Genomic DNA, 18,801 nt, shown 5'->3' on the forward strand with positions numbered 1-18,801 from the left:
GTAACAGGATCAAAAAGGCCGGTAAGCATGGCTAACCGGCCTTTTTATCCTCAACCGATGCTAATCGTGGCGGGGATAATCAGGGCTATTGATCCACGCGTGATCCTCTTCCCAGGTAAACATCCATTTGCGATCCGGGCCGGCCATCACGTTCAGATAGTAGCTGTCATATCCGGCAATCGCCGCCACCGGATGATAGCCGCGCGGCACCATGACCACATCGTGGTTGTAGGGAGCCATGCATGCATCAAGGCTGCGGTCATCGGTATAGACGCGCTGGAAGGCAAAACCCTGCGGCGGATCGAAACGGTGATAGTAGGTCTCTTCCAGCTGGGTTTCCTGTCCCGGCAGCGCCGTGTCGTGCTTGTGCGACGGCCATGAGCTGGTCGCCCCTTCGTCGGTGTAAACCTCCACCACCAGCAGGCAGTCCGCCTGCGCGCTATCCGGCAGAATATTGTGCACCAGCCGCTGGTTACGCCCTTTACCGCGATGCTCTACGCCCACGTCCTGCGGGGAGATAACCCGTGCAGGGAAGGTTCCTTTACCCGGGGCGCTGCATACGGCCAGCTCGAGGTCTGAATCCGCAGTCACTTCGACTTTATCCTGCGGCGGCACGTAGACTGACCAGGGCGGCGTCCGCTCAAACGGCGACATACGCTGGCCGAGGTTCGGAAAATCCGCCTGCGTGGTTTTTACCGAAGCCAGGCCGGCAACCAGCACCAGGCACAGTTCGCGATCGCCGCTTTCCAGGGTGACGGTTTGCCCTTTCTTTAACATCCAGACATCAAAACCAATGTACTTCCACCCCGCGCTCTGCGGGGTGATGTGCTGAATCTGCCCTTCTTTTTTTGCTTTAGCCAGTAAAGACATGGCGCTCTCCTTCGCCGATTAGCCTAACGTCGGCATACTGAATTCAGATACGGTTTGCTGACCCTGCGGCCAGCGGACGGTGGCGGTTTTCATACGCGTATAGAAGCGCACGCCGTCCGGGCCATGGACGTTCAGTGCGCCGAATACGGAGCGTTTCCAGCCGCCAAAGCTATGGAAGGCCATGGGAACGGGTACCGGTACGTTGACCCCAACCATTCCGGCCTGGACATCATGGACAAATTCTCGCGCGGTGTGGCCGTTGCTGGTAAAGACGGCGCTACCGTTGCCGAACTCATGGCTGTTCACCAGCTCCAGCGCGCTGTGGTAATCCGCCACGCGAACAATCCCCAGCACCGGGCCAAAAATCTCTTCGCGCCAGATAGTCATCTCCGGCGTGACGTTGTCGAACAGCGTTCCGCCGACATAGTATCCCTCTTCAAACCCGGGCACCTGCGGCTTGCGTCCGTCAACCACCAGCGTCGCCCCCTCGCTGACCCCTTTATCAATATATCCCAGCACTTTTTTCTGATGGGTATCGGAGACGACCGGCCCCATTTCGTTCTCTTCTTTTCCGCGCATACAGCCCGGCCCAACCTTCAGGGATTCCACCAGCGGCTTCAGGCGCGCAATCAGTTTATCCGCCGTTTCATCACCCACGGCGACCACCACCGGCAGCGCCATGCAGCGCTCGCCCGCCGAGCCGAACGCGCCGCCCATAATGGCATTCACGGTGGCATCAAGATCGGCATCCGGCATCACAATCGCGTGGTTTTTCGCCGCGCCAAACGCCTGTACCCGCTTGCCATAAGCGCTGGCGGTTTTATAAATATGCTCCGCCACGCCGGAAGATCCGACAAAGCTTACCGCCGCGATCCGCGGGTCCCGGTATAGCTGCTCGGCATCTTCGTTGCTGCAGTGCACGACGTTAAAGACGCCATCCGGCAGACCCGCTTGTTTCAGCAATTCCGCCAAACGCACCGCGGCAGTAGGCGCCAGCGCTGGCGGCTTCAGGACAAAGCTGTTGCCGCAGGCCAGCGCCAGCGGGAACATCCACATCGGTACCATCGCCGGGAAGTTGAACGGCGTAATGCCCGCCACCACGCCCAGCGGCTGCATCAGAGAATAGCTATCAACGCCGGTGCCGACATCCGATGAGAACTCCCCTTTGATCAGGTGCGGAATACCGCAGGCAAACTCAACGACTTCCATGCCGCGCGTCAGCTCCCCCATCGCGTCGGAAAACACTTTACCGTGTTCGCTGACGATAATCCCCGCCAGCTCTTCAGCGTGCTGTTCCAGTAACATTTTAAAATTGAACATCACGCGGGCGCGGCGCAGCGGCGTGGTGCGCGACCAGCTTTCAAAAGCATCACGCGCCACCTGAATGGCGTCAGAGACTTCCTGCGCGGTCGATAACGTGACTTCGCTGACCACTTTGCCCGTCGCGGGGTCGAAAACCGGCATTGTTTTGCTGCTGCCGCTGGTAACGGTTTTCCCGCCAATAAAGTTTCCTGTGATAGTCATGCTCTCGCCTCATCTGTATGGGGTATCGGGGGCCAACGCAGTACGGCCCATTACTGGATCTGCTGTGCTGTAACCGTAGTAAAATGAAATTAATATTTCAATATTGATAGCTAGTGAAATTCTATTTTGGTGATGATGGTCGCAATTTCGTGTAAGAAATTGCCGGCTTGCGGACTAAAGCACGATAAAAAGAGTTGAGATTTAGCACCACCTGCAACCCGTGCTCTTTAAAACGCAGCAGAAAAATATTTTGCGAGTCGGCTCAAAAAATCACCATTTCATACATTGCTAATTTTGGAATAAATGTTTTGACTATGAGGCATTCGAACGAATCCGATCCCTACATTTCTGGAGAGTCAAAATGGCTATTGCATCGCAACGTTTCTGCATCAACCGCAAGATCGCCCCGTCACTCAGCATTGAGGCCTTTTTCCGGCTGGTGAACAGCCTGGGGTTGAACAAAGTCGAGCTACGTAACGACCTCCCCAGCGGAAAAGTAACCGACGACCTGAGCCACCAGCAGGTGCGAGAGCTGGCTGACCGCTACCATATTGAGATCCTCACTATCAATGCGGTCTACCCCTTCAACTGCCGCACCGCAGAGGTTCGTAGCCTGACGGAGTCATTGCTGAAAGAAGCCAAAGCCGTTGGCGCCAAATCGCTGGTGCTGTGCCCGCTGAACGATGGTACCGAGGTTCCGGCGAGCGAAACCCTTAACGCCCTGCGTGACCTGGCGCCGCTATTCGCCTTCTACGGTATTCAGGGGCTGGTGGAGCCGCTCGGTTTCCCGCAGAGCTCGCTCCGCTCCTCGGCGCAGGCGCAAACGCTGATCCACGACGCGCGGGTGCCGTTTAAGCTGCTGATAGATACCTTCCATCATCATCTTTATCCGCAGGCGGAGCAGGAGTTTAACCAGGTGGATATCGGCGAAATCGGTCTGGTCCATCTTTCCGGCGTAGAGGATACCCGCCCGCGCGAAGCCCTTACCGACAATGAGCGCATCATGCTGAGCGCAAAAGACCAGCTGCAAAGCTGCGAGCAGGTCAAAAACCTGGAGGCGCGCGGCTATCAGGGCGTGTATGCGTTCGAACCCTTCGCGCCGGAATTGGCAAACTGGAGCGAAGACGATATCCGCCGCGAAATCGAACAGAGCATCGCGTTAATTCAGCGCCACTGCGCCTGACGTGAATAAGCGAAGGTGCGCGTGATTTCCCTCCTTTTGCTATCAGGTTGCCTATACTCGCAGCAGGATAAATGGAGAAATCGCTCATGAGCTCACCTCTGCTGATTGCACGCACGCTGGATAAACAGCTGCATTTACTGCCCGCTATGGCCAACCGCCACGGCTTGATTACCGGCGCCACGGGGACCGGTAAAACCGTCACTCTGCAAAAGCTGGCGGAGTCTTTCTCGGAAATCGGCGTTCCGGTATTTATGGCCGATGTGAAAGGCGACCTCACCGGTATCGCCGAGTCGGGCCAAAGTTCGGAAAAGCTGCAGGCGCGTCTGGAAAAAATCGGCGCAACGGACTGGCAGCCGCACGCCAATCCGGTGGTGCTATGGGATATTTTTGGCGAAAAAGGCCACCCGGTTCGCGCCACGGTTTCCGATCTCGGGCCGCTGCTGCTGGCTCGCCTGCTCAACCTCAATGAGGTTCAGTCCGGGGTGCTGAATATCATCTTCCGTATCGCCGACGATCGCGGGCTGCTGCTGCTCGACTTTAAAGACCTGCGCGCTATAACCCAATACATTGGCGACAACGCCAAAGCGTTTCAGAACCAGTACGGCAACATCAGCAGCGCCTCCGTTGGGGCGATTCAGCGCGGATTATTAACCCTGGAGCAGCAGGGCGCGGAGCACTTTTTCGGCGAACCTATGCTCGATATCCAGGACTGGATGCGCGTCGACGCTGAGGGTAAAGGGGTGATTAATATCCTGAGCGCCGAAAAGCTTTACCAGATGCCGAAGCTGTACGCCGCCAGCTTGCTGTGGATGCTCTCCGAGCTTTACGAACGCCTGCCGGAGGCCGGTGACCAGGAGAAGCCAAAGCTGGTCTTTTTCTTTGATGAAGCGCATCTGCTGTTTAACGATGCGCCGCAGGTGCTGCTGGATAAAATCGAGCAGGTCATTCGCCTGATTCGTTCTAAAGCCGTCGGGGTCTATTTTGTTTCACAAAACCCGGCGGACATTCCCGATGCGGTTCTCGGTCAGCTGGGTAATCGCGTGCAGCACGCCCTGCGCGCCTTCACGCCGAAAGACCAAAAAGCGGTAAAAACCGCCGCGCAGACCATGCGCGCGAATCCCGCGTTCAGTACCGAACAGGCGATCCAGGAGCTGGGCACCGGCGAGGCGCTGATCTCCTTTCTTGATGAGAAAGGCAGCCCTTCGATAGTGGAACGCGCGATGGTTATCGCCCCCTGCTCGCGTATGGGGCCGGTCACCGATGACGAACGTAACGGGCTGCTTAACCACTCGGCGCTGTACGGAAAATATGAAGAAGAGATCGACCGTGAATCGGCCTTTGAAATGCTGCAACAGGGCGTTCAGAGCACAACGGAGCAGCAGCAATCACCGCCCGCAAAAGGCCAGCAAAACGGCGATGACGACGGTCTGCTCGGCGGGCTCAAAGACATTCTGTTCGGCACCACCGGGCCGCGCGGCGGCAAACGCGACGGCATTGTGCAAACGGCGGCCAGGAGCGCGGTGCGTCAGGTCACCAACCAGATAGTCAGGGGAATGCTGGGAAGCTTACTTGGCGGGCGGAAACGCTAAAAAAAGCCCCCTTTCTGACTTCAGGAAGGGGGCGCGTGACGTCAGGTTTTACGCATCATCAGCCAGAGGCTCAGCAAGAAGAAGCTGGCGCTCGGCAACAGCGCGCCGATAATCGGCGGAATGCCGTACACCAGGGTGAGCGGGCCGAAAATCTGGTCCAGCACGTAGAAGATAAAGCCGAAGCTGATCCCGGTCACCACTCTGACGCCCATCGGTACGCTACGCAGCGGGCCGAAGATAAACGACAGCGCCATCAGCATCATCACCGCCACCGACAGCGGCTGGAAGATTTTGCTCCACATATTGAGCTGATAGCGGCCCGGATCCTGACCGCTGGACTTCAGATAGGTAACATAGTTGTGCAGGCCGCTGATGGACAGCGCGTCCGGGTCCAGCGCCACCACGCCGAGCTTGTCCGGCGTCAGGTTGGTCTTCCAGGTCCCGCTGACCGTCTGCGTTCCGGTGACCTGTTTCGGGTCAGTCAGGTTGGATTCATCCACCTGCGACAGTCGCCAGAGCTTATTCTCGGTGTCGAACTTTGCCGAAGCGGCATAGCGAACGGACTGCAAGCGGCGCTGGTCGTTAAAGGCGTAAATGCTCACCCCGCCCAGCTCATCGTTGCCTTTTACCCGCTCGATATACACAAAGTTATGGCCGTCTTTCGCCCATAGCCCCTGCTGAGTGGAAAGCAGCGAACCGCCGTACATCTGCTGAGCACGATAGTTACGCGCCATCTGCTCGCCCTGCGGGGCAACCCACTCGCCCATCGCCATGGTCAGCAGCACCAGCGGAATCGCGGTTTTCATCACCGACAGCGCCACCTGCAAACGGGTAAAGCCGGAAGCCTGCATCACCACCAGTTCGCTGCGCTGCGCCAGCATCCCCAGCCCCAGCAGCGCGCCGAGCAGCGCCGCCATCGGGAAGAAGATTTGGATATCTTTCGGCACGCTGAGAATCGTGTAGATTCCGGCCCCCAGCGCATCATAGTTGCCCTGCCCGGCCTTTTTCAGCTGGTCGACAAACTTGATGATGCCCGAGAGGGAAACCAGCATGAACAGGGTCATCATGATGGTATTGAAAATCGTCTTACCGATATAACGGTCAAGTACCCCAAACGCCTGCATCACGCCGCTCCTTTGTTAAAACGGGCACGGAAGCGGCGCATCGGCACCGTATCCCACAGGTTCAACAGCACGGCCAACGCGAAATAGAGCAGGTTTACCGCCCACATCCAGACCATCGGATCCATTTTGCCTTTACCGCCGCTCGATTTAATCGACGTTTGCAGCAGGAAGAACACCAGATAGAGCAGCATCGCCGGCAGCATCGACAGCACGCGGCCCTGGCGCGGGTTCACCACGCTGAGCGGCACCACCATCAGGGCCATGATGAACACCGTTGCCACCAGCGTGAAGCGCCAGTGCAGCTCCGCCCGGGCGCGATCGGTATCGGTATGCCACAGGGTGCGCATATCCATCTGCTCGGTATCGTTCGGGTCGGAAGCCACCGCCTGATGGCCGACTATCGCCTGATAGTTTTTGAAGTCGGTAATGCGGAAGTCGCGCAGCATCGCGGTGCCTTCAAAGCGGGTGCCCTGATTCATGGTCACCACCTGCGAGCCGTCTTTACGCAGCGAGAGCTCGCCGGTATCCGCGACCACCACCGACGGGCGCGCGTTGCCTCGCGGCCGCAGCTGAGCAAGGAAAACGTCGCTGAAGCGGTTGCCGTTGACGTTCTCAATAAACAGCACCGCGCTGCCGTCGCTGGCCTGCTGGAACTGGCCCTGAGCCAGCGCCGCCATGCCGGGGTTCGCTTTCGCTTCCGCCAGCACTTCATCCTGGTGACGAGAAGACCAGGGGCCGGCCCACATCACGTTGACCGCCGCGACGACGCCCGTAAAGAGCGCCAGGATCATGGCGGCTTTCACCAGCACGGCTTTACTCAGGCCGCAGGCGTGCATCACCGTAATTTCGCTTTCGGTATACAGTTTGCCCAGCGTCATCAGCAGCCCGAGGAATAAACTCAGGGGCAGAATAAGCTGCGCCATTTCAGGTACGCCCAGCCCTAACAGCGAGAGCACCAGATTTGTCGGGATATCGCCATCAACAGCCGCGCCGAGGATCCTGACCAGTTTCTGACAAAAGAAAATGAGCAGCAGGATGAATAGGATCGCCAACTGGCTTTTCAGCGTCTCACGAACCAGATATCTTATGATTATCACTATAAATACGCCCGTAAAAACCCGTTTTATTGCAGGAAAATTGCTTGTTTCATGGCTTAAACGTCATTTATTCTCTTTGGTCGTCGAAAACATCGCTAAGATTAAATGACTCGCTGGTTCTGCGTATCAGGATCTTTTCTGACGAACCAAGGCCGTAATAACGTTAAGATTAACACGAAGTCACCACAACAGCGGACATGAGTTACGAAAGCTTTCAATTTCTATACTCTATGGATTTCGAGTTGCAGGCAGGCGGCAAGACTGTGAAGCCCCGGAGCTTACATCAGGTAAGTGACAGGGGTGAGCAGGCGCAGCCAACGCATCTGCAACTTGAAAGACGACGAGTATATCTGTAGCCACCACTGTTGTCTTTAAGATTCAGGAGCATAGTGCATGGAGTTCAGTGTAAAAAGCGGTAGCCCGGAGAAGCAGCGGAGCGCCTGTATCGTGGTCGGCGTCTTTGAACCACGTCGCCTCTCCCCCATCGCCGAACAGCTTGATAAAATTAGCGACGGTTATATCAGCGCCCTGCTGCGTCGCGGCGAGCTGGAAGGCAAACCTGGCCAGACTTTATTGCTGCACCATGTGCCGAACATTCTGTCAGAGCGCATTCTGCTTATTGGTTGCGGCAAAGAGCGCGAGCTGGATGAACGTCAGTACAAGCAGGTCATTCAGAAAACAATCAATACGCTGAATGATACCGGCTCAATGGAAGCCGTCTGCTTCCTGACCGAGCTGCACGTCAAAGGCCGCAATAACTACTGGAAAGTGCGTCAGGCGGTCGAGACCGCCAAAGAGACGCTGTACAGCTTTGACCAGTTGAAAACCAACAAAAGCGAGCCGCGTCGCCCGCTGCGTAAAATGGTCTTCAACGTCCCAACCCGTCGCGAGCTGACCAGCGGCGAACGCGCTATTCAGCACGGTCTGGCGATTGGTGCCGGCATCAAAGCGGCGAAAGATCTCGGCAATATGCCGCCAAACATCTGTAATGCCGCCTATCTGGCCTCTCAGGCGCGCCAGCTGGCCGATACCTACAGTAAGAACGTCATTACCCGCGTTATCGGCGAACAGCAGATGAAAGAGCTGGGAATGAACTCTTATCTGGCGGTCGGCAACGGTTCGCAAAATGAATCGCTGATGTCGGTTATCGAATATAAAGGCAACCCGGCGGAAGACGCGCGCCCTATCGTGCTGGTGGGTAAAGGTCTGACCTTTGACTCCGGCGGCATCTCCATCAAGCCTTCCGAAGGCATGGACGAGATGAAATACGACATGTGCGGCGCGGCGGCGGTGTACGGCGTGATGCGTATGGTTGCCGAACTTCAGCTACCGCTGAACGTTGTCGGCGTGCTGGCCGGATGTGAAAACATGCCGGGCGGCCGCGCCTATCGTCCAGGCGACGTGTTGACCACGATGTCCGGGCAAACGGTGGAAGTGCTGAACACCGATGCCGAAGGGCGTCTGGTGCTGTGCGATGTGCTGACCTACGTTGAGCGCTTCGAGCCGGAAACCGTTATCGACGTGGCCACGCTGACCGGCGCCTGCGTGATTGCGCTGGGCCATCACATCACCGGTCTGATGTCGAACCACAACCCGCTGGCCCACGAGCTGATCGGTGCGTCCGAACTGGCGGGCGATCGCGCATGGCGTCTGCCGCTCGGCGACGAGTTCCAGGAGCAGCTGGAGTCTAACTTTGCGGATATGGCCAATATCGGCGGCCGTCCCGGCGGGGCGATTACCGCGGGCTGCTTCCTGGCGCGCTTTACCCGCAAGTACAACTGGGCGCACCTGGATATCGCCGGTACCGCGTGGCGTTCCGGGAAAGCCAAAGGCGCGACCGGTCGTCCGGTGGCGATGCTGTCGCAGTTCCTGCTCAACCGCGCCGGATTTACCGGCGAAGAGTAATTGCCGTCTGATGCCCGGCGGCGTTACGCTTGCCGGGCCAACGAAAAGATGCCGTTTATAGGCCGGGTCAGCGTAGCGCCGCCCGGCTTAAGCATTTAAAGTCACCACAAGAAGCCCCATATATGAAAAACGCAACGTTCTATCTTCTGGACAATGATACGCAACAAGACGGCCTGAGCGCCGTTGAACAACTGGTGTGTGACATTGCCGCAGAACGTTGGCGCAGCGGCAAGCGGGTACTCATCGCCTGTGAAGATGAGCAGCAGGCCATTCGTCTGGACGAAGCGCTCTGGGCTCGACCCGCGGAAAGTTTCGTTCCGCATAATCTGGCGGGAGAAGGTCCGCGCGGCGGCGCGCCGGTGGAGATTGCCTGGCCGCAAAAGCGCAACAGCAGCCCGCGGGATATTCTGATTAGCCTGCGGCTAAACTTTGCAGATTTTGCCACCGCTTTCACAGAAGTGATAGACTTCGTCCCTTATGAAGATTCTTTGAAACAACTGGCGCGCGAACGCTATAAAGCGTACCGCATGGCTGGTTTCAACCTGAACACGGCAACCTGGAAATAATGGAAAAGACATACAACCCCCAAGATATCGAACAGCCGCTTTACGAGCACTGGGAAAAGCAGGGCTATTTCAAACCCAATGGCGACGAAAGCCAGGAAAGTTTCTGCATCATGATCCCGCCGCCGAACGTCACCGGCAGTTTGCATATGGGTCATGCCTTCCAGCAAACCATCATGGATACCATGATTCGCTACCAGCGCATGCAGGGTAAAAACACCCTGTGGCAGGCCGGTACCGACCACGCGGGTATCGCTACCCAGATGGTGGTTGAGCGTAAGATTGCCGCCGAAGAAGGTAAAACCCGCCACGACTACGGTCGCGACGCCTTTATCGATAAAATCTGGCAGTGGAAAGCGGAATCCGGCGGCACCATTACCCGTCAGATGCGCCGCCTGGGCAACTCCGTGGACTGGGAGCGCGAGCGCTTCACCATGGACGAAGGCCTGTCCAACGCCGTAAAAGAAGTCTTTGTCCGCCTGTACAAAGAAGATCTGATCTACCGCGGCAAGCGCCTGGTCAACTGGGACCCGAAACTGCGCACCGCCATCTCCGATCTGGAAGTGGAAAACCGCGAGTCTAAAGGCTCGATGTGGCATATCCGCTATCCGCTGGCCGACGGCGCGAAAACCGCTGACGGTAAAGATTATCTGGTCGTCGCCACCACCCGTCCGGAGACCGTGCTGGGCGATACCGGCGTGGCCGTTAACCCGGAAGATCCGCGCTATAAAGACCTTATCGGCAAATTCGTGATCCTGCCGCTGGTTGACCGCCGCATTCCGATTGTGGGCGATGAACACGCCGATATGGAAAAGGGCACCGGCTGCGTGAAGATCACCCCGGCACACGACTTTAACGACTATGAAGTGGGCAAGCGTCATGCGCTGCCGATGATCAACATCCTGACCTTTGACGGCGACATCCGCGAAACCGCGGAAGTTTACGACACCAAAGGCAACGAGTCCGATGTCTACTCAAACGCCATCCCGGCGGAGTTCCAGAAGCTGGAGCGCTTTGCCGCGCGTAAAGCGGTGGTTGCCGCTATCGACGCCCTGGGCCTGCTGGACGAGATTAAACCGCACGATCTGACCGTTCCGTACGGCGACCGCGGCGGCGTGGTAATTGAGCCGATGCTGACCGACCAGTGGTACGTCCGCGCCGACGTGCTGGCTAAACCGGCGGTTGAAGCGGTGGAGAACGGCGACATCCAGTTCGTGCCGAAGCAGTACGAAAACATGTACTTCTCCTGGATGCGCGATATTCAGGACTGGTGTATCTCCCGCCAGCTGTGGTGGGGTCACCGCATCCCGGCATGGTACGACAACGACGGCAACGTCTACGTTGGCCGCACCGAAGACGAAGTGCGTCAGGAAAATAACCTGGGCGCCGACGTGGCGCTGCGCCAGGACGAAGACGTTCTCGATACCTGGTTCTCCTCCGCGCTGTGGACCTTCTCCACCCTCGGCTGGCCGGAAAACACCGATGCCCTGCGTCAGTTCCACCCGACCAGCGTGATGGTTTCCGGCTTCGACATCATCTTCTTCTGGATTGCCCGCATGATCATGATGACCATGCACTTCATCAAAGATGAAAACGGCAAGCCGCAGGTGCCGTTTAAAACCGTCTATATGACCGGTTTGATCCGCGATGACGAAGGCCAGAAGATGTCCAAATCGAAGGGCAACGTTATCGACCCGCTGGATATGGTCGACGGCATTTCCCTGCCGGAGCTGCTGGAAAAACGCACCGGTAACATGATGCAGCCGCAGCTGGCGGAAAAAATCGCTAAACGCACCGAGAAGCAGTTCCCGAACGGCATTGAGCCGCACGGTACCGACGCCCTGCGCTTTACCCTGGCGGCGCTGGCCTCTACCGGCCGCGATATCAACTGGGATATGAAGCGTCTGGAAGGTTACCGTAACTTCTGCAACAAGCTGTGGAACGCCAGCCGCTTTGTGCTGATGAATACCGAAGATCAGGATTGCGGCTTTAACGGCGGCGAGATGACCCTGTCGCTGGCGGACCGCTGGATCCTGGCGGAATTCAACCAGACCATCAAAGCCTACCGCGAGGCGCTCGACGGCTTCCGCTTCGATATTGCCGCAGGCATTCTGTACGAGTTCACCTGGAACCAGTTCTGCGACTGGTATCTGGAGCTAACCAAGCCGGTAATGAACGGCGGTTCCGAGTCTGAGCTGCGCGGCACCCGTCACACGCTGGTGACCGTTCTGGAAGGTCTGCTGCGCCTGGCGCACCCGATTATTCCGTTCATCACCGAGACCATCTGGCAGCGCGTGAAGGTCATTTGCGGTATCACTGCCGATACCATCATGCTGCAGCCGTTCCCGCAGTACGATGCGTCTCAGGTTGACGAAGCGGCGCTGGCCGATACCGAATGGCTGAAGCAGGCGATCGTCGCCGTGCGTAACATCCGTGCGGAAATGAACATCGCCCCAGGCAAGCCGCTGGAGCTGCTGCTGCGCGGCTGCAGCGAAGCCGCGATTCGTCGCGTGAACGACAACCGCAGCTTCCTGCTGAACCTGGCGCGTCTGGAGAGCATCACCGTACTGCCTGCCGATGATAAAGGTCCGGTTTCCGTGACCAAAATTATCGACGGCGCCGAGCTGCTGATCCCGATGGCTGGCCTCATCAATAAAGAAGATGAGCTGGCGCGCCTCGCTAAAGAGGTGACCAAAATCGAAGGCGAGATTGGCCGCATCGAAAGCAAACTCTCCAACGAAGGCTTTGTGGCGCGCGCGCCGGAAGCGGTGATCGCCAAAGAGCGTGAGAAGCTGGAAGGTTACGCGGAAGCAAAAGCGAAGCTGATTGAGCAGCAGGCGATTATCGCCGCGCTGTAATTCACTCGCCCCTTATCCATTCGGATAAGGGGCGTTTTCTGTGAAAGATCCTCGCTTGCACTCTCCCCTCCCGCAGTGTTATTAACAACATTATCCGTCATTATTTTGCAATGAGTCTTCACATGAATACGAGCGCAACCCTACCGCTAACCCTGCGCCGCATCACGGCTAATGATAATCCGGCGATTGCCGCTGTTATCCGCCAGGTCTCCGCTGAATATGGTCTGACCGCCGACAAAGGCTATACGGTAGCCGATCCGAATCTGGATGAACTCTATGAGCTTTATAGCCAGCCGGGTTCCGCCTATTGGGTCGTTGAGCAGAATGGTGAAGTGGTGGGCGGCGGCGGCGTGGCACCGCTCTCCTGCAGCGAGCCCGATATCTGCGAACTACAAAAAATGTATTTTATGACCTCCGCGCGCGGCCAGGGGCTGGCGAAAAAGCTGGCGCTGATGGCCCTTGATTACGCCCGCGAGCAGGGATTCAAACGCTGCTATCTGGAAACCACCGCCTTCCTGAAAGAAGCGGTCGGTTTATATGAGCACCTCGGCTTCGAGCATATTGCTGAGCCGCTGGGCTGCACCGGCCATGTTGACTGCGAAGTCAGGATGTTGAAAGTGCTGTAGCGCCCGCAAAACGGCGACGTTGATTAATCGAAAAAATGCATGGTTTTCATGCAAAAAGAGCGTTATTCACCGCACGTTTTCGCTAATACACTCTTCGAGCATTGGATCTTTTCGCCTGCCGCCGCGGCAGGCTTTGCTCAGGATAGAACATCATGAAAAAACTCCCCCTCCTGCTCACCGGCGGCCTGCTGCTTGCCGGCATGGCTTCCTGCGTTAACGCCGGCGAACTTGCTGGCAATACCGAAGGCGCTCAGGTCATTCGCGTGGAAAAAACCCGGGGCCGTATCGATGCGCTCAACGATATCGTTTATAGCCAGGTAAAAAGCACCGTCGCCGTTCGTCAGCTGCATATGTCTTTACTGGTACCGCGTAACGGCGATCTGAAACCGGCAATCATCTATTTCCCCGGCGGCGGTTTCACCAGCGCGACCTGGAATAAGTTTATCGAGATGCGTATGGCGCTGGCGGCGGCGGGATTCGTCGTCGCGGCGGCGGAATACCGTACGGTTCCCGACACCTTCCCGGCCCCGGTTATCGATGGTAAAGCCGCCGTACGCTATCTGCGCGAACATGCCGCGGAATACGGTATAGACCCGTCGCGTATTGGCGTGCTGGGGGATTCCGCAGGCGGCTATATGGCGCAGATGCTGGCGCTCACCAACGGCGACAAAATGCTCGATCGTGGCGATAACCTGGCGCAATCCTCGGACGTGCAGGCCGCCGCCACGCTGTACGGTATTTCGAACCTGTTGAATATCGGCGAAGGTTTTCCGCAGGCGATTCAAAAAGTGCACCAGTCGCCGGCGGTCACTGAAGCACTGCTGGTACACGGTAGCGCCTTTCGCGACTGGCCGGGAGCGACGATTGACAGCGATCCGCAAAAAGCCCTGGCGGCCAGCCCGATGGGCCATATCAGCGGTAAAAAGCCGCCGTTTTTAATTATGCACGGCAGCGCCGACACCCTGGTTTCACCGGTACAAAGTCAACAGCTCTATCGCGCGCTGAAAAAGGAGGGCAACCCGGCCGATTACGTGTTGCTGGCGGGCGCGGAGCACGGCGATGACAGCTGGTATCAGAAGCCGGTTATTGAACGGGTGGTGAACTGGTTTAAAGCGACCCTCGGCGCGCCCAAAGCCGCCGCGACGGCAGAGAAAGACAAAAACGCCAATCTGTAATGCATCGTCAGGCCGCTGCGGTGAAGCGGCGGCCTGACGTTCAGGCGGGCACGCCGCTGTGAAAACGAAACTCCGCTTCAGGCGCGTTAATAAGCGCCGCTTCCGCTTCGCCAAGCTGGCGCACGCGTTCGCTGATATCGTCCTGGGCGATTCTCTGCGCCAGGTCCAGATAGTCCTGATAGTGGCGCGCTTCGGAACGCAGCAGCGACAGATAAAACTTCTGCAGATCGTCATCCAGCCATGGCGCCAGCGCGGCAAAACGCTCGCAGGAGCGGGCTTCAATATAGGCTCCGCAGATGAGTTTATCGATCAGCATGACCGGTTCGTGAGAACGCACTTCCCGGCGCAGCCCGCGGGCATAGTTGCTGGCGGTGATTTTGACGTACGGGATTTCGCGGGAAAGCATGATTTCCCTCACCTGCCAGAAGTGATGCAGCTCCTCTTTGATCAGCAGAATCATGCTGTCGAGTAGCTGACGTCCCCAGGGATCGTCGGTCTGCGGCATGGCGCTTTTATTTATCTGCTTATGCAGCGCGACGAAATCCGGCTCCGGCCCCCAGCGGTAGGTGAAGTCCTCATACGGCTTCAGGCAGGCCAGCAGCTCATCCGCGTCCGCTTTATCCGCGACGTATCGACGCACCAGCAGCATAGCGTTTTGCGCCGCTTTCAGCTCGCACACCATATGGTCGGTCAACAGCAGCGGGAGGTTTTCCGGTTTACGGGCTTCATCAATCCACGCCTGAGGAGTTGGGCAATGCAGAAAGCTTAAAATCGGGGCGAGTATTTGCGGGTAATCCATTAAAATTCCTTGCTATACGGCGGCATATCGCACCGCCGTATACCTCTGCTACTTAGTGGCGAACGCCGTCGTCGTCTTCATCAACCAGATCTTCGTCGTCGTCACCTTCTTCGTCTTCCCCGTTCGGATCTTCGTAGTAGGTGCCCCAGCCGTCGTACTCGACGTCGTATTTTTCCGCCAGGGTCATCAGCTGCTCAACCTGGGCGTCAATCAGCTCGGCATTCAGCGCGGATTCGCTGAGGATATCGCAGCAAATCACGGTATCGCCCTCTTCGACTTCCAGCTCTTCCGGCTCAGTCACTTCGTAGCCCAGCTTGAAGGCCTCGACCGCCACTTTCTCCAGCGTTTCGAAATCATCGGCAGAGAGATGATGCTCAATGGTGTACAGCGCGTCAGGATCGCTGCCGTCTTCGAGCAGCTCTTCAATAATCAGGCGCGTTTCTTCACGCTGTTCTTCCAGTAATTCCGGGTTTGCCATGGCTCGTTCCTCATAATGTGTCGCGGATGCTTCTATTGTCACATACCGCCGTGATTGCCTCCACCTTCTGAGCGAAAGATTTATGACACGGGGTTGCAAATGAATATTCATACATATAAAGTGAATTTTAATTCAACAAATGGCTTGAGCCATGTGAGGGAACCATGTCCGCGTTTTATCAGAAGCATTTTTTAAAGTTGCTCGATTTTACCCCCGCCGAAATCACCGCTCTGCTTGAGCTGGCGGCCAGGCTTAAAGCTGATAAGAAAAACAATATTGAAATTCAGCATCTCACCGGCAAAAACATCGCGCTCATCTTCGAAAAAGACTCTACCCGCACCCGATGCTCTTTCGAAGTTGCCGCATTTGACCAGGGCGCTCGCGTCACCTGGCTCGGCCCCAGCGGCAGCCAGATTGGCCATAAAGAGTCGATTAAAGACACCGCCCGCGTGCTGGGGCGCATGTACGACGGTATTCAATATCGCGGCCACGGCCAGGAAGTGGTTGAAACCCTGGCCGAGTATGCCGGCGTTCCGGTATGGAACGGCCTGACCAACGAATTCCACCCCACCCAGCTGCTGGCGGACTTACTGACCATGCAGGAGCATCTGCCAGGCAAAGCCTTTAATCAGATGACCCTGGTCTACGCCGGCGACGCGCGGAATAATATGGGCAACTCCATGCTCGAAGCCGCCGCGTTGACCGGGCTGGATCTGCGTCTGGTCGCGCCAACCGCCTGCTGGCCGGAAGAGAAGCTGGTCGAGCAGTGCCGGGCGCTGGCGCAGAAAAACGGCGGCAATATTACGCTGACCGAAGATATTGCGGCGGGCGTGAAGGGCGCGGACTTTATCTATACCGACGTCTGGGTATCGATGGGCGAAGCCAAAGAGAAGTGGGCGGAGCGTATCGCGCTGCTGCGCGGGTATCAGGTAAATAGCGAGATGATGGCGCTGACCGGCAATCCGCAGGTGAAATTCCTCCACTGCCTGCCCGCGTTCCACGACGACCAGACCACGCTCGGCAAACAGATGGCGGCGGAGTACGGCCTGCACGGTGGTATGGAAGTGACCGACGAGGTATTTGAATCCGCGGCGAGCATCGTTTTCGACCAGGCGGAAAACCGCATGCATACCATCAAAGCGGTGATGGTGGCGACGCTGGGTAAGTAAGCGTTCTCGCGATATTCCCCCGGATTGCGCTGCGCTTATCCGGGCTACCCGCCCCCAAACCGCGCGGATCTGTAGCCCGGGCAAGGCGCCAGCCGCAGCCCGGGGTATTTTTTACGCCATCAGCATCTTCACTACCGCTTTGCGCACCTTCGCCGGCGTGCCCACGGCGCACAGCGGCTTATGCACTTCACCGGGATAGAACACCACAAAGTCGCCTTCGCTGAGGATGACGGTTTTTTCCTGCGCCCCCTCCGCCAGGAAAGCGATGTCTTTCTCCGCCAGCCAGTCGATATCCGGCGCGCCGGCAGGGAGAACGCTAAAGGTCATTCCTTCCTGGCCTTTCAGTACAATCTGGATATCCAGGTAGCGGGCGTGATACTCGGCGCGGCGGTCGGCCATCGGCTCGGTGGTATCTTCGGAAATGAGATAGAACAGGTTGTTGCCGTCAATATCATGTTTACCCAGCGGCGTCGCGTCGGTGACATGCGCTTTAACATGTTCGATCGCCTCACGCAGAGACGCCGGCAACCCGCTTTGCAGATGGTGAATATTTCCAACGATCATAATAGCCCTCAAATATAAAACAGCTTTTCATTTCGCGTTTATACCCCCCATCCGACTGCCATACCACCTCTTTTTGCGGGTTTTTTGCGTTAACGCATGATTCCCCAGGCAAACGTTTACCTGTTTGTGGATTAATCGCTTGATCCGAAATATGAGCTGCGTATAATGCCACCCGTTTTGCCGGGAGGAATTATGGTTCAGTGTGTACGACATCGCGTCTTACCGCGTCTGAAAACAGACGCTGGCCTGCCGTTTTTTCTTTCCGTTGCATCCGTATTCGTAAAGCCCCTTATTTAAGGGGCTTTTTTTTTGCCCAGGCGTCAGGAGATAAACATGGCTAACCCGCTATATCAAAAACATATCATTTCCATAAACGATCTCAGCCGCGAAGACCTTGAACTGGTACTGGCAACCGCAGCAAAACTCAAAGCCAATCCGCAGCCGGAGCTGCTCAAGCATAAAGTGATCGCCAGCTGCTTTTTTGAAGCGTCGACCCGCACCCGCCTGTCGTTTGAGACCTCCATGCACCGCCTGGGCGCCAGCGTGGTCGGTTTCTCAGACAGCAGCAACACCTCGCTGGGCAAAAAAGGCGAAACCCTGGCCGATACCATCTCGGTCATCAGCACCTATGTCGATGCCATCGTCATGCGCCACCCGCAGGAGGGTGCGGCGCGTCTGGCGACCGAGTTCTCCGGCGGTATTCCGGTACTCAACGCCGGCGACGGCGCGAACCAGCATCCGACGCAGACCCTGCTGGATCTGTTCACCATTCAGGAGACCCAGGGTCGTCTGGAAAATCTTAACGTGGCGATGGTGGGTGACCTGAAATATGGCCGCACCGTCCACTCCCTGACCCAGGCGCTGGCGAAATTTAACGGCAACCGCTTCTACTTTATCGCCCCGGACGCGCTGGCCATGCCGCAGTACATCCTCGACATGCTCGATGAAAAAGGCATTGCCTGGAGCCTGCATAGCGCCATTGAAGAGGTGATGGAAGAGGTGGACATTCTGTATATGACCCGCGTGCAGAAAGAGCGTCTCGACCCGTCGGAATATGCCAACGTGAAGGCGCAGTTCGTCCTGCGCGCCGCCGACCTGGAAGGCGCACGCGCGAACATGAAGGTGCTGCATCCGCTGCCGCGCATTGATGAAATCACCACCGACGTCGATAAAACGCCGCACGCCTGGTACTTCCAGCAGGCGGGCAACGGCATCTTCGCGCGCCAGGCGTTACTGGCGCTGGTACTGAATAGCGATCTGGCACTGTAAGGGGAAAA

General features: G+C 57.2%; 18 protein-coding genes. 11 read left to right on the plus strand and 7 right to left on the minus strand.

Annotation, left to right across the window (positions count from 1 at the left end; all coding sequences use genetic code 11):
- Positions 1 to 60 precede the first annotated feature (60 nt).
- Positions 61 to 870, minus strand: a complete 810-nt coding sequence (gene iolB / locus F8562_RS13780) for a 5-deoxy-glucuronate isomerase (protein ID WP_014227680.1) — start codon at positions 868 to 870, stop codon at positions 61 to 63.
- An 18-nt stretch (positions 871 to 888) separates the two neighbouring features.
- The gene (locus F8562_RS13785; protein WP_094909398.1) at positions 889 to 2,394 is read right to left on the minus strand and encodes a CoA-acylating methylmalonate-semialdehyde dehydrogenase; all 1,506 of its coding nucleotides are present in this window, start codon (positions 2,392 to 2,394) and stop codon (positions 889 to 891) included.
- Between the two features lie 361 nt (positions 2,395 to 2,755).
- Between F8562_RS13785 and F8562_RS13790 the strand changes: the two genes are divergently transcribed.
- Both F8562_RS13790 and F8562_RS13795 read left to right on the plus strand, forming a co-directional pair.
- Positions 2,756 to 3,577 carry a TIM barrel protein gene (locus tag F8562_RS13790; RefSeq protein WP_014837225.1) on the plus strand — a complete coding sequence of 274 codons (822 nt, stop codon included), beginning with the start codon at positions 2,756 to 2,758 and terminating at the stop codon, positions 3,575 to 3,577.
- A gap of 86 nt (positions 3,578 to 3,663) precedes the next feature.
- Complete coding sequence (locus tag F8562_RS13795; protein WP_014227677.1) at positions 3,664 to 5,166, plus strand: helicase HerA-like C-terminal domain-containing protein; 1,503 nt, start codon at positions 3,664 to 3,666, stop codon at positions 5,164 to 5,166.
- A gap of 41 nt (positions 5,167 to 5,207) precedes the next feature.
- Here the strand turns inward: F8562_RS13795 and lptG are convergent, their stop codons facing one another.
- Together lptG and lptF are read right to left on the minus strand one after the other, a co-directional pair.
- Entirely contained in the window at positions 5,208 to 6,290 is a 1,083-nt protein-coding gene (lptG, locus tag F8562_RS13800; protein WP_014227676.1) for an LPS export ABC transporter permease LptG, read from the minus strand.
- Positions 6,290 to 7,387, minus strand: a complete 1,098-nt coding sequence (gene lptF / locus F8562_RS13805) for an LPS export ABC transporter permease LptF (protein ID WP_004098132.1) — start codon at positions 7,385 to 7,387, stop codon at positions 6,290 to 6,292. Before lptF ends, lptG begins: the two co-directional genes overlap by 1 nt.
- A 393-nt stretch (positions 7,388 to 7,780) precedes the next feature.
- Here lptF and pepA point away from each other — a divergent pair, with 393 nt between their 5' ends.
- The 5 genes from pepA (at position 7,781) to F8562_RS13830 (ending at position 14,514) form a co-directional block, all read left to right on the plus strand.
- Positions 7,781 to 9,292: a leucyl aminopeptidase gene (gene pepA / locus F8562_RS13810; RefSeq protein WP_014837224.1), complete on the plus strand. Its 1,512-nt coding sequence runs from the start codon at positions 7,781 to 7,783 to the stop codon at positions 9,290 to 9,292.
- Positions 9,293 to 9,414: 122 nt separating this feature from the next.
- A complete protein-coding gene (holC, locus tag F8562_RS13815) occupies positions 9,415 to 9,858 on the plus strand; it encodes a DNA polymerase III subunit chi (protein ID WP_004098129.1) in 444 nt (147 codons plus the stop codon).
- Positions 9,858 to 12,713: a valine--tRNA ligase gene (locus F8562_RS13820; RefSeq protein WP_004098127.1), complete on the plus strand. Its 2,856-nt coding sequence runs from the start codon at positions 9,858 to 9,860 to the stop codon at positions 12,711 to 12,713. The genes holC and F8562_RS13820 overlap by 1 nt, the downstream gene beginning before the upstream one ends.
- 122 nt (positions 12,714 to 12,835) lie before the next feature.
- A complete protein-coding gene (locus F8562_RS13825; RefSeq protein ID WP_004098126.1) occupies positions 12,836 to 13,339 on the plus strand; it encodes a GNAT family N-acetyltransferase in 504 nt (167 codons plus the stop codon).
- Positions 13,340 to 13,491: 152 nt separating this feature from the next.
- On the plus strand, positions 13,492 to 14,514 hold the full coding sequence (locus F8562_RS13830) for an alpha/beta hydrolase (protein WP_014837223.1): 1,023 nt from the start codon (positions 13,492 to 13,494) through the stop codon (positions 14,512 to 14,514).
- A gap of 40 nt (positions 14,515 to 14,554) precedes the next feature.
- Here F8562_RS13830 and miaE read toward each other — a convergent pair whose 3' ends face one another.
- Complete coding sequence (gene miaE, locus F8562_RS13835; RefSeq protein ID WP_014227673.1) at positions 14,555 to 15,313, minus strand: tRNA isopentenyl-2-thiomethyl-A-37 hydroxylase MiaE; 759 nt, start codon at positions 15,311 to 15,313, stop codon at positions 14,555 to 14,557.
- A gap of 52 nt (positions 15,314 to 15,365) precedes the next feature.
- Entirely contained in the window at positions 15,366 to 15,791 is a 426-nt protein-coding gene (gene rraB / locus F8562_RS13840; protein ID WP_004098122.1) for a ribonuclease E inhibitor RraB, read from the minus strand.
- Positions 15,792 to 15,890: 99 nt separating this feature from the next.
- Between rraB and argL the strand changes: the two genes are divergently transcribed.
- Positions 15,891 to 15,986, plus strand: coding sequence for a putative translational regulatory protein ArgL (gene argL / locus F8562_RS29775; RefSeq protein ID WP_370798676.1), 96 nt, complete (start codon positions 15,891 to 15,893; stop codon positions 15,984 to 15,986).
- Positions 15,956 to 16,960 carry an ornithine carbamoyltransferase gene (gene argF / locus F8562_RS13845; RefSeq protein ID WP_014227672.1) on the plus strand — a complete coding sequence of 335 codons (1,005 nt, stop codon included), beginning with the start codon at positions 15,956 to 15,958 and terminating at the stop codon, positions 16,958 to 16,960. The genes argL and argF overlap by 31 nt, the downstream gene beginning before the upstream one ends.
- 111 nt (positions 16,961 to 17,071) lie before the next feature.
- Here argF and F8562_RS13850 read toward each other — a convergent pair whose 3' ends face one another.
- Positions 17,072 to 17,524 (minus strand): YhcH/YjgK/YiaL family protein, encoded by a 453-nt coding sequence (locus F8562_RS13850; protein ID WP_014227671.1) that lies wholly within the window; start codon positions 17,522 to 17,524, stop codon positions 17,072 to 17,074.
- 192 nt (positions 17,525 to 17,716) lie between these two features.
- Between F8562_RS13850 and F8562_RS13860 the strand changes: the two genes are divergently transcribed.
- Positions 17,717 to 17,821: a pyrBI operon leader peptide gene (locus F8562_RS13860; protein ID WP_072351778.1), complete on the plus strand. Its 105-nt coding sequence runs from the start codon at positions 17,717 to 17,719 to the stop codon at positions 17,819 to 17,821.
- Positions 17,822 to 17,857: 36 nt separating this feature from the next.
- Positions 17,858 to 18,793: an aspartate carbamoyltransferase gene (pyrB, locus tag F8562_RS13870; protein WP_014227670.1), complete on the plus strand. Its 936-nt coding sequence runs from the start codon at positions 17,858 to 17,860 to the stop codon at positions 18,791 to 18,793.
- The last annotated feature ends 8 nt before the right edge of the window (positions 18,794 to 18,801 follow it).

Origin of the sequence: Klebsiella sp. RCJ4 (genome assembly GCF_009025755.1) — a bacterium.
Lineage (GTDB): Bacteria > Pseudomonadota > Gammaproteobacteria > Enterobacterales > Enterobacteriaceae > Klebsiella > Klebsiella michiganensis.

Excerpts from the sequence above, each read along its gene's own strand:
- F8562_RS13795 (WP_014227677.1), top strand. The coding sequence starts at position 3,664 with ATGAGCTCACCTCTGCTGATTGCACGCACGCTGGATAAACAGCTGCAT.
- F8562_RS13820 (WP_004098127.1), top strand. The coding sequence starts at position 9,858 with ATGGAAAAGACATACAACCCCCAAGATATCGAACAGCCGCTTTACGAG.
- miaE (WP_014227673.1), bottom strand. The coding sequence starts at position 15,313 with ATGGATTACCCGCAAATACTCGCCCCGATTTTAAGCTTTCTGCATTGC.
- holC (WP_004098129.1), top strand. The coding sequence starts at position 9,415 with ATGAAAAACGCAACGTTCTATCTTCTGGACAATGATACGCAACAAGAC.
- argF (WP_014227672.1), top strand. The coding sequence starts at position 15,956 with ATGTCCGCGTTTTATCAGAAGCATTTTTTAAAGTTGCTCGATTTTACC.
- lptG (WP_014227676.1), bottom strand. The coding sequence starts at position 6,290 with ATGCAGGCGTTTGGGGTACTTGACCGTTATATCGGTAAGACGATTTTC.
- iolB (WP_014227680.1), bottom strand. The coding sequence starts at position 870 with ATGTCTTTACTGGCTAAAGCAAAAAAAGAAGGGCAGATTCAGCACATC.
- F8562_RS13860 (WP_072351778.1), top strand. The coding sequence starts at position 17,717 with ATGGTTCAGTGTGTACGACATCGCGTCTTACCGCGTCTGAAAACAGAC.
- F8562_RS13790 (WP_014837225.1), top strand. The coding sequence starts at position 2,756 with ATGGCTATTGCATCGCAACGTTTCTGCATCAACCGCAAGATCGCCCCG.
- F8562_RS13850 (WP_014227671.1), bottom strand. The coding sequence starts at position 17,524 with ATGATCGTTGGAAATATTCACCATCTGCAAAGCGGGTTGCCGGCGTCT.
- F8562_RS13825 (WP_004098126.1), top strand. The coding sequence starts at position 12,836 with ATGAATACGAGCGCAACCCTACCGCTAACCCTGCGCCGCATCACGGCT.
- F8562_RS13785 (WP_094909398.1), bottom strand. The coding sequence starts at position 2,394 with ATGACTATCACAGGAAACTTTATTGGCGGGAAAACCGTTACCAGCGGC.
- rraB (WP_004098122.1), bottom strand. The coding sequence starts at position 15,791 with ATGGCAAACCCGGAATTACTGGAAGAACAGCGTGAAGAAACGCGCCTG.
- pyrB (WP_014227670.1), top strand. The coding sequence starts at position 17,858 with ATGGCTAACCCGCTATATCAAAAACATATCATTTCCATAAACGATCTC.
- F8562_RS13830 (WP_014837223.1), top strand. The coding sequence starts at position 13,492 with ATGAAAAAACTCCCCCTCCTGCTCACCGGCGGCCTGCTGCTTGCCGGC.
- argL (WP_370798676.1), top strand. The coding sequence starts at position 15,891 with ATGAATATTCATACATATAAAGTGAATTTTAATTCAACAAATGGCTTG.
- pepA (WP_014837224.1), top strand. The coding sequence starts at position 7,781 with ATGGAGTTCAGTGTAAAAAGCGGTAGCCCGGAGAAGCAGCGGAGCGCC.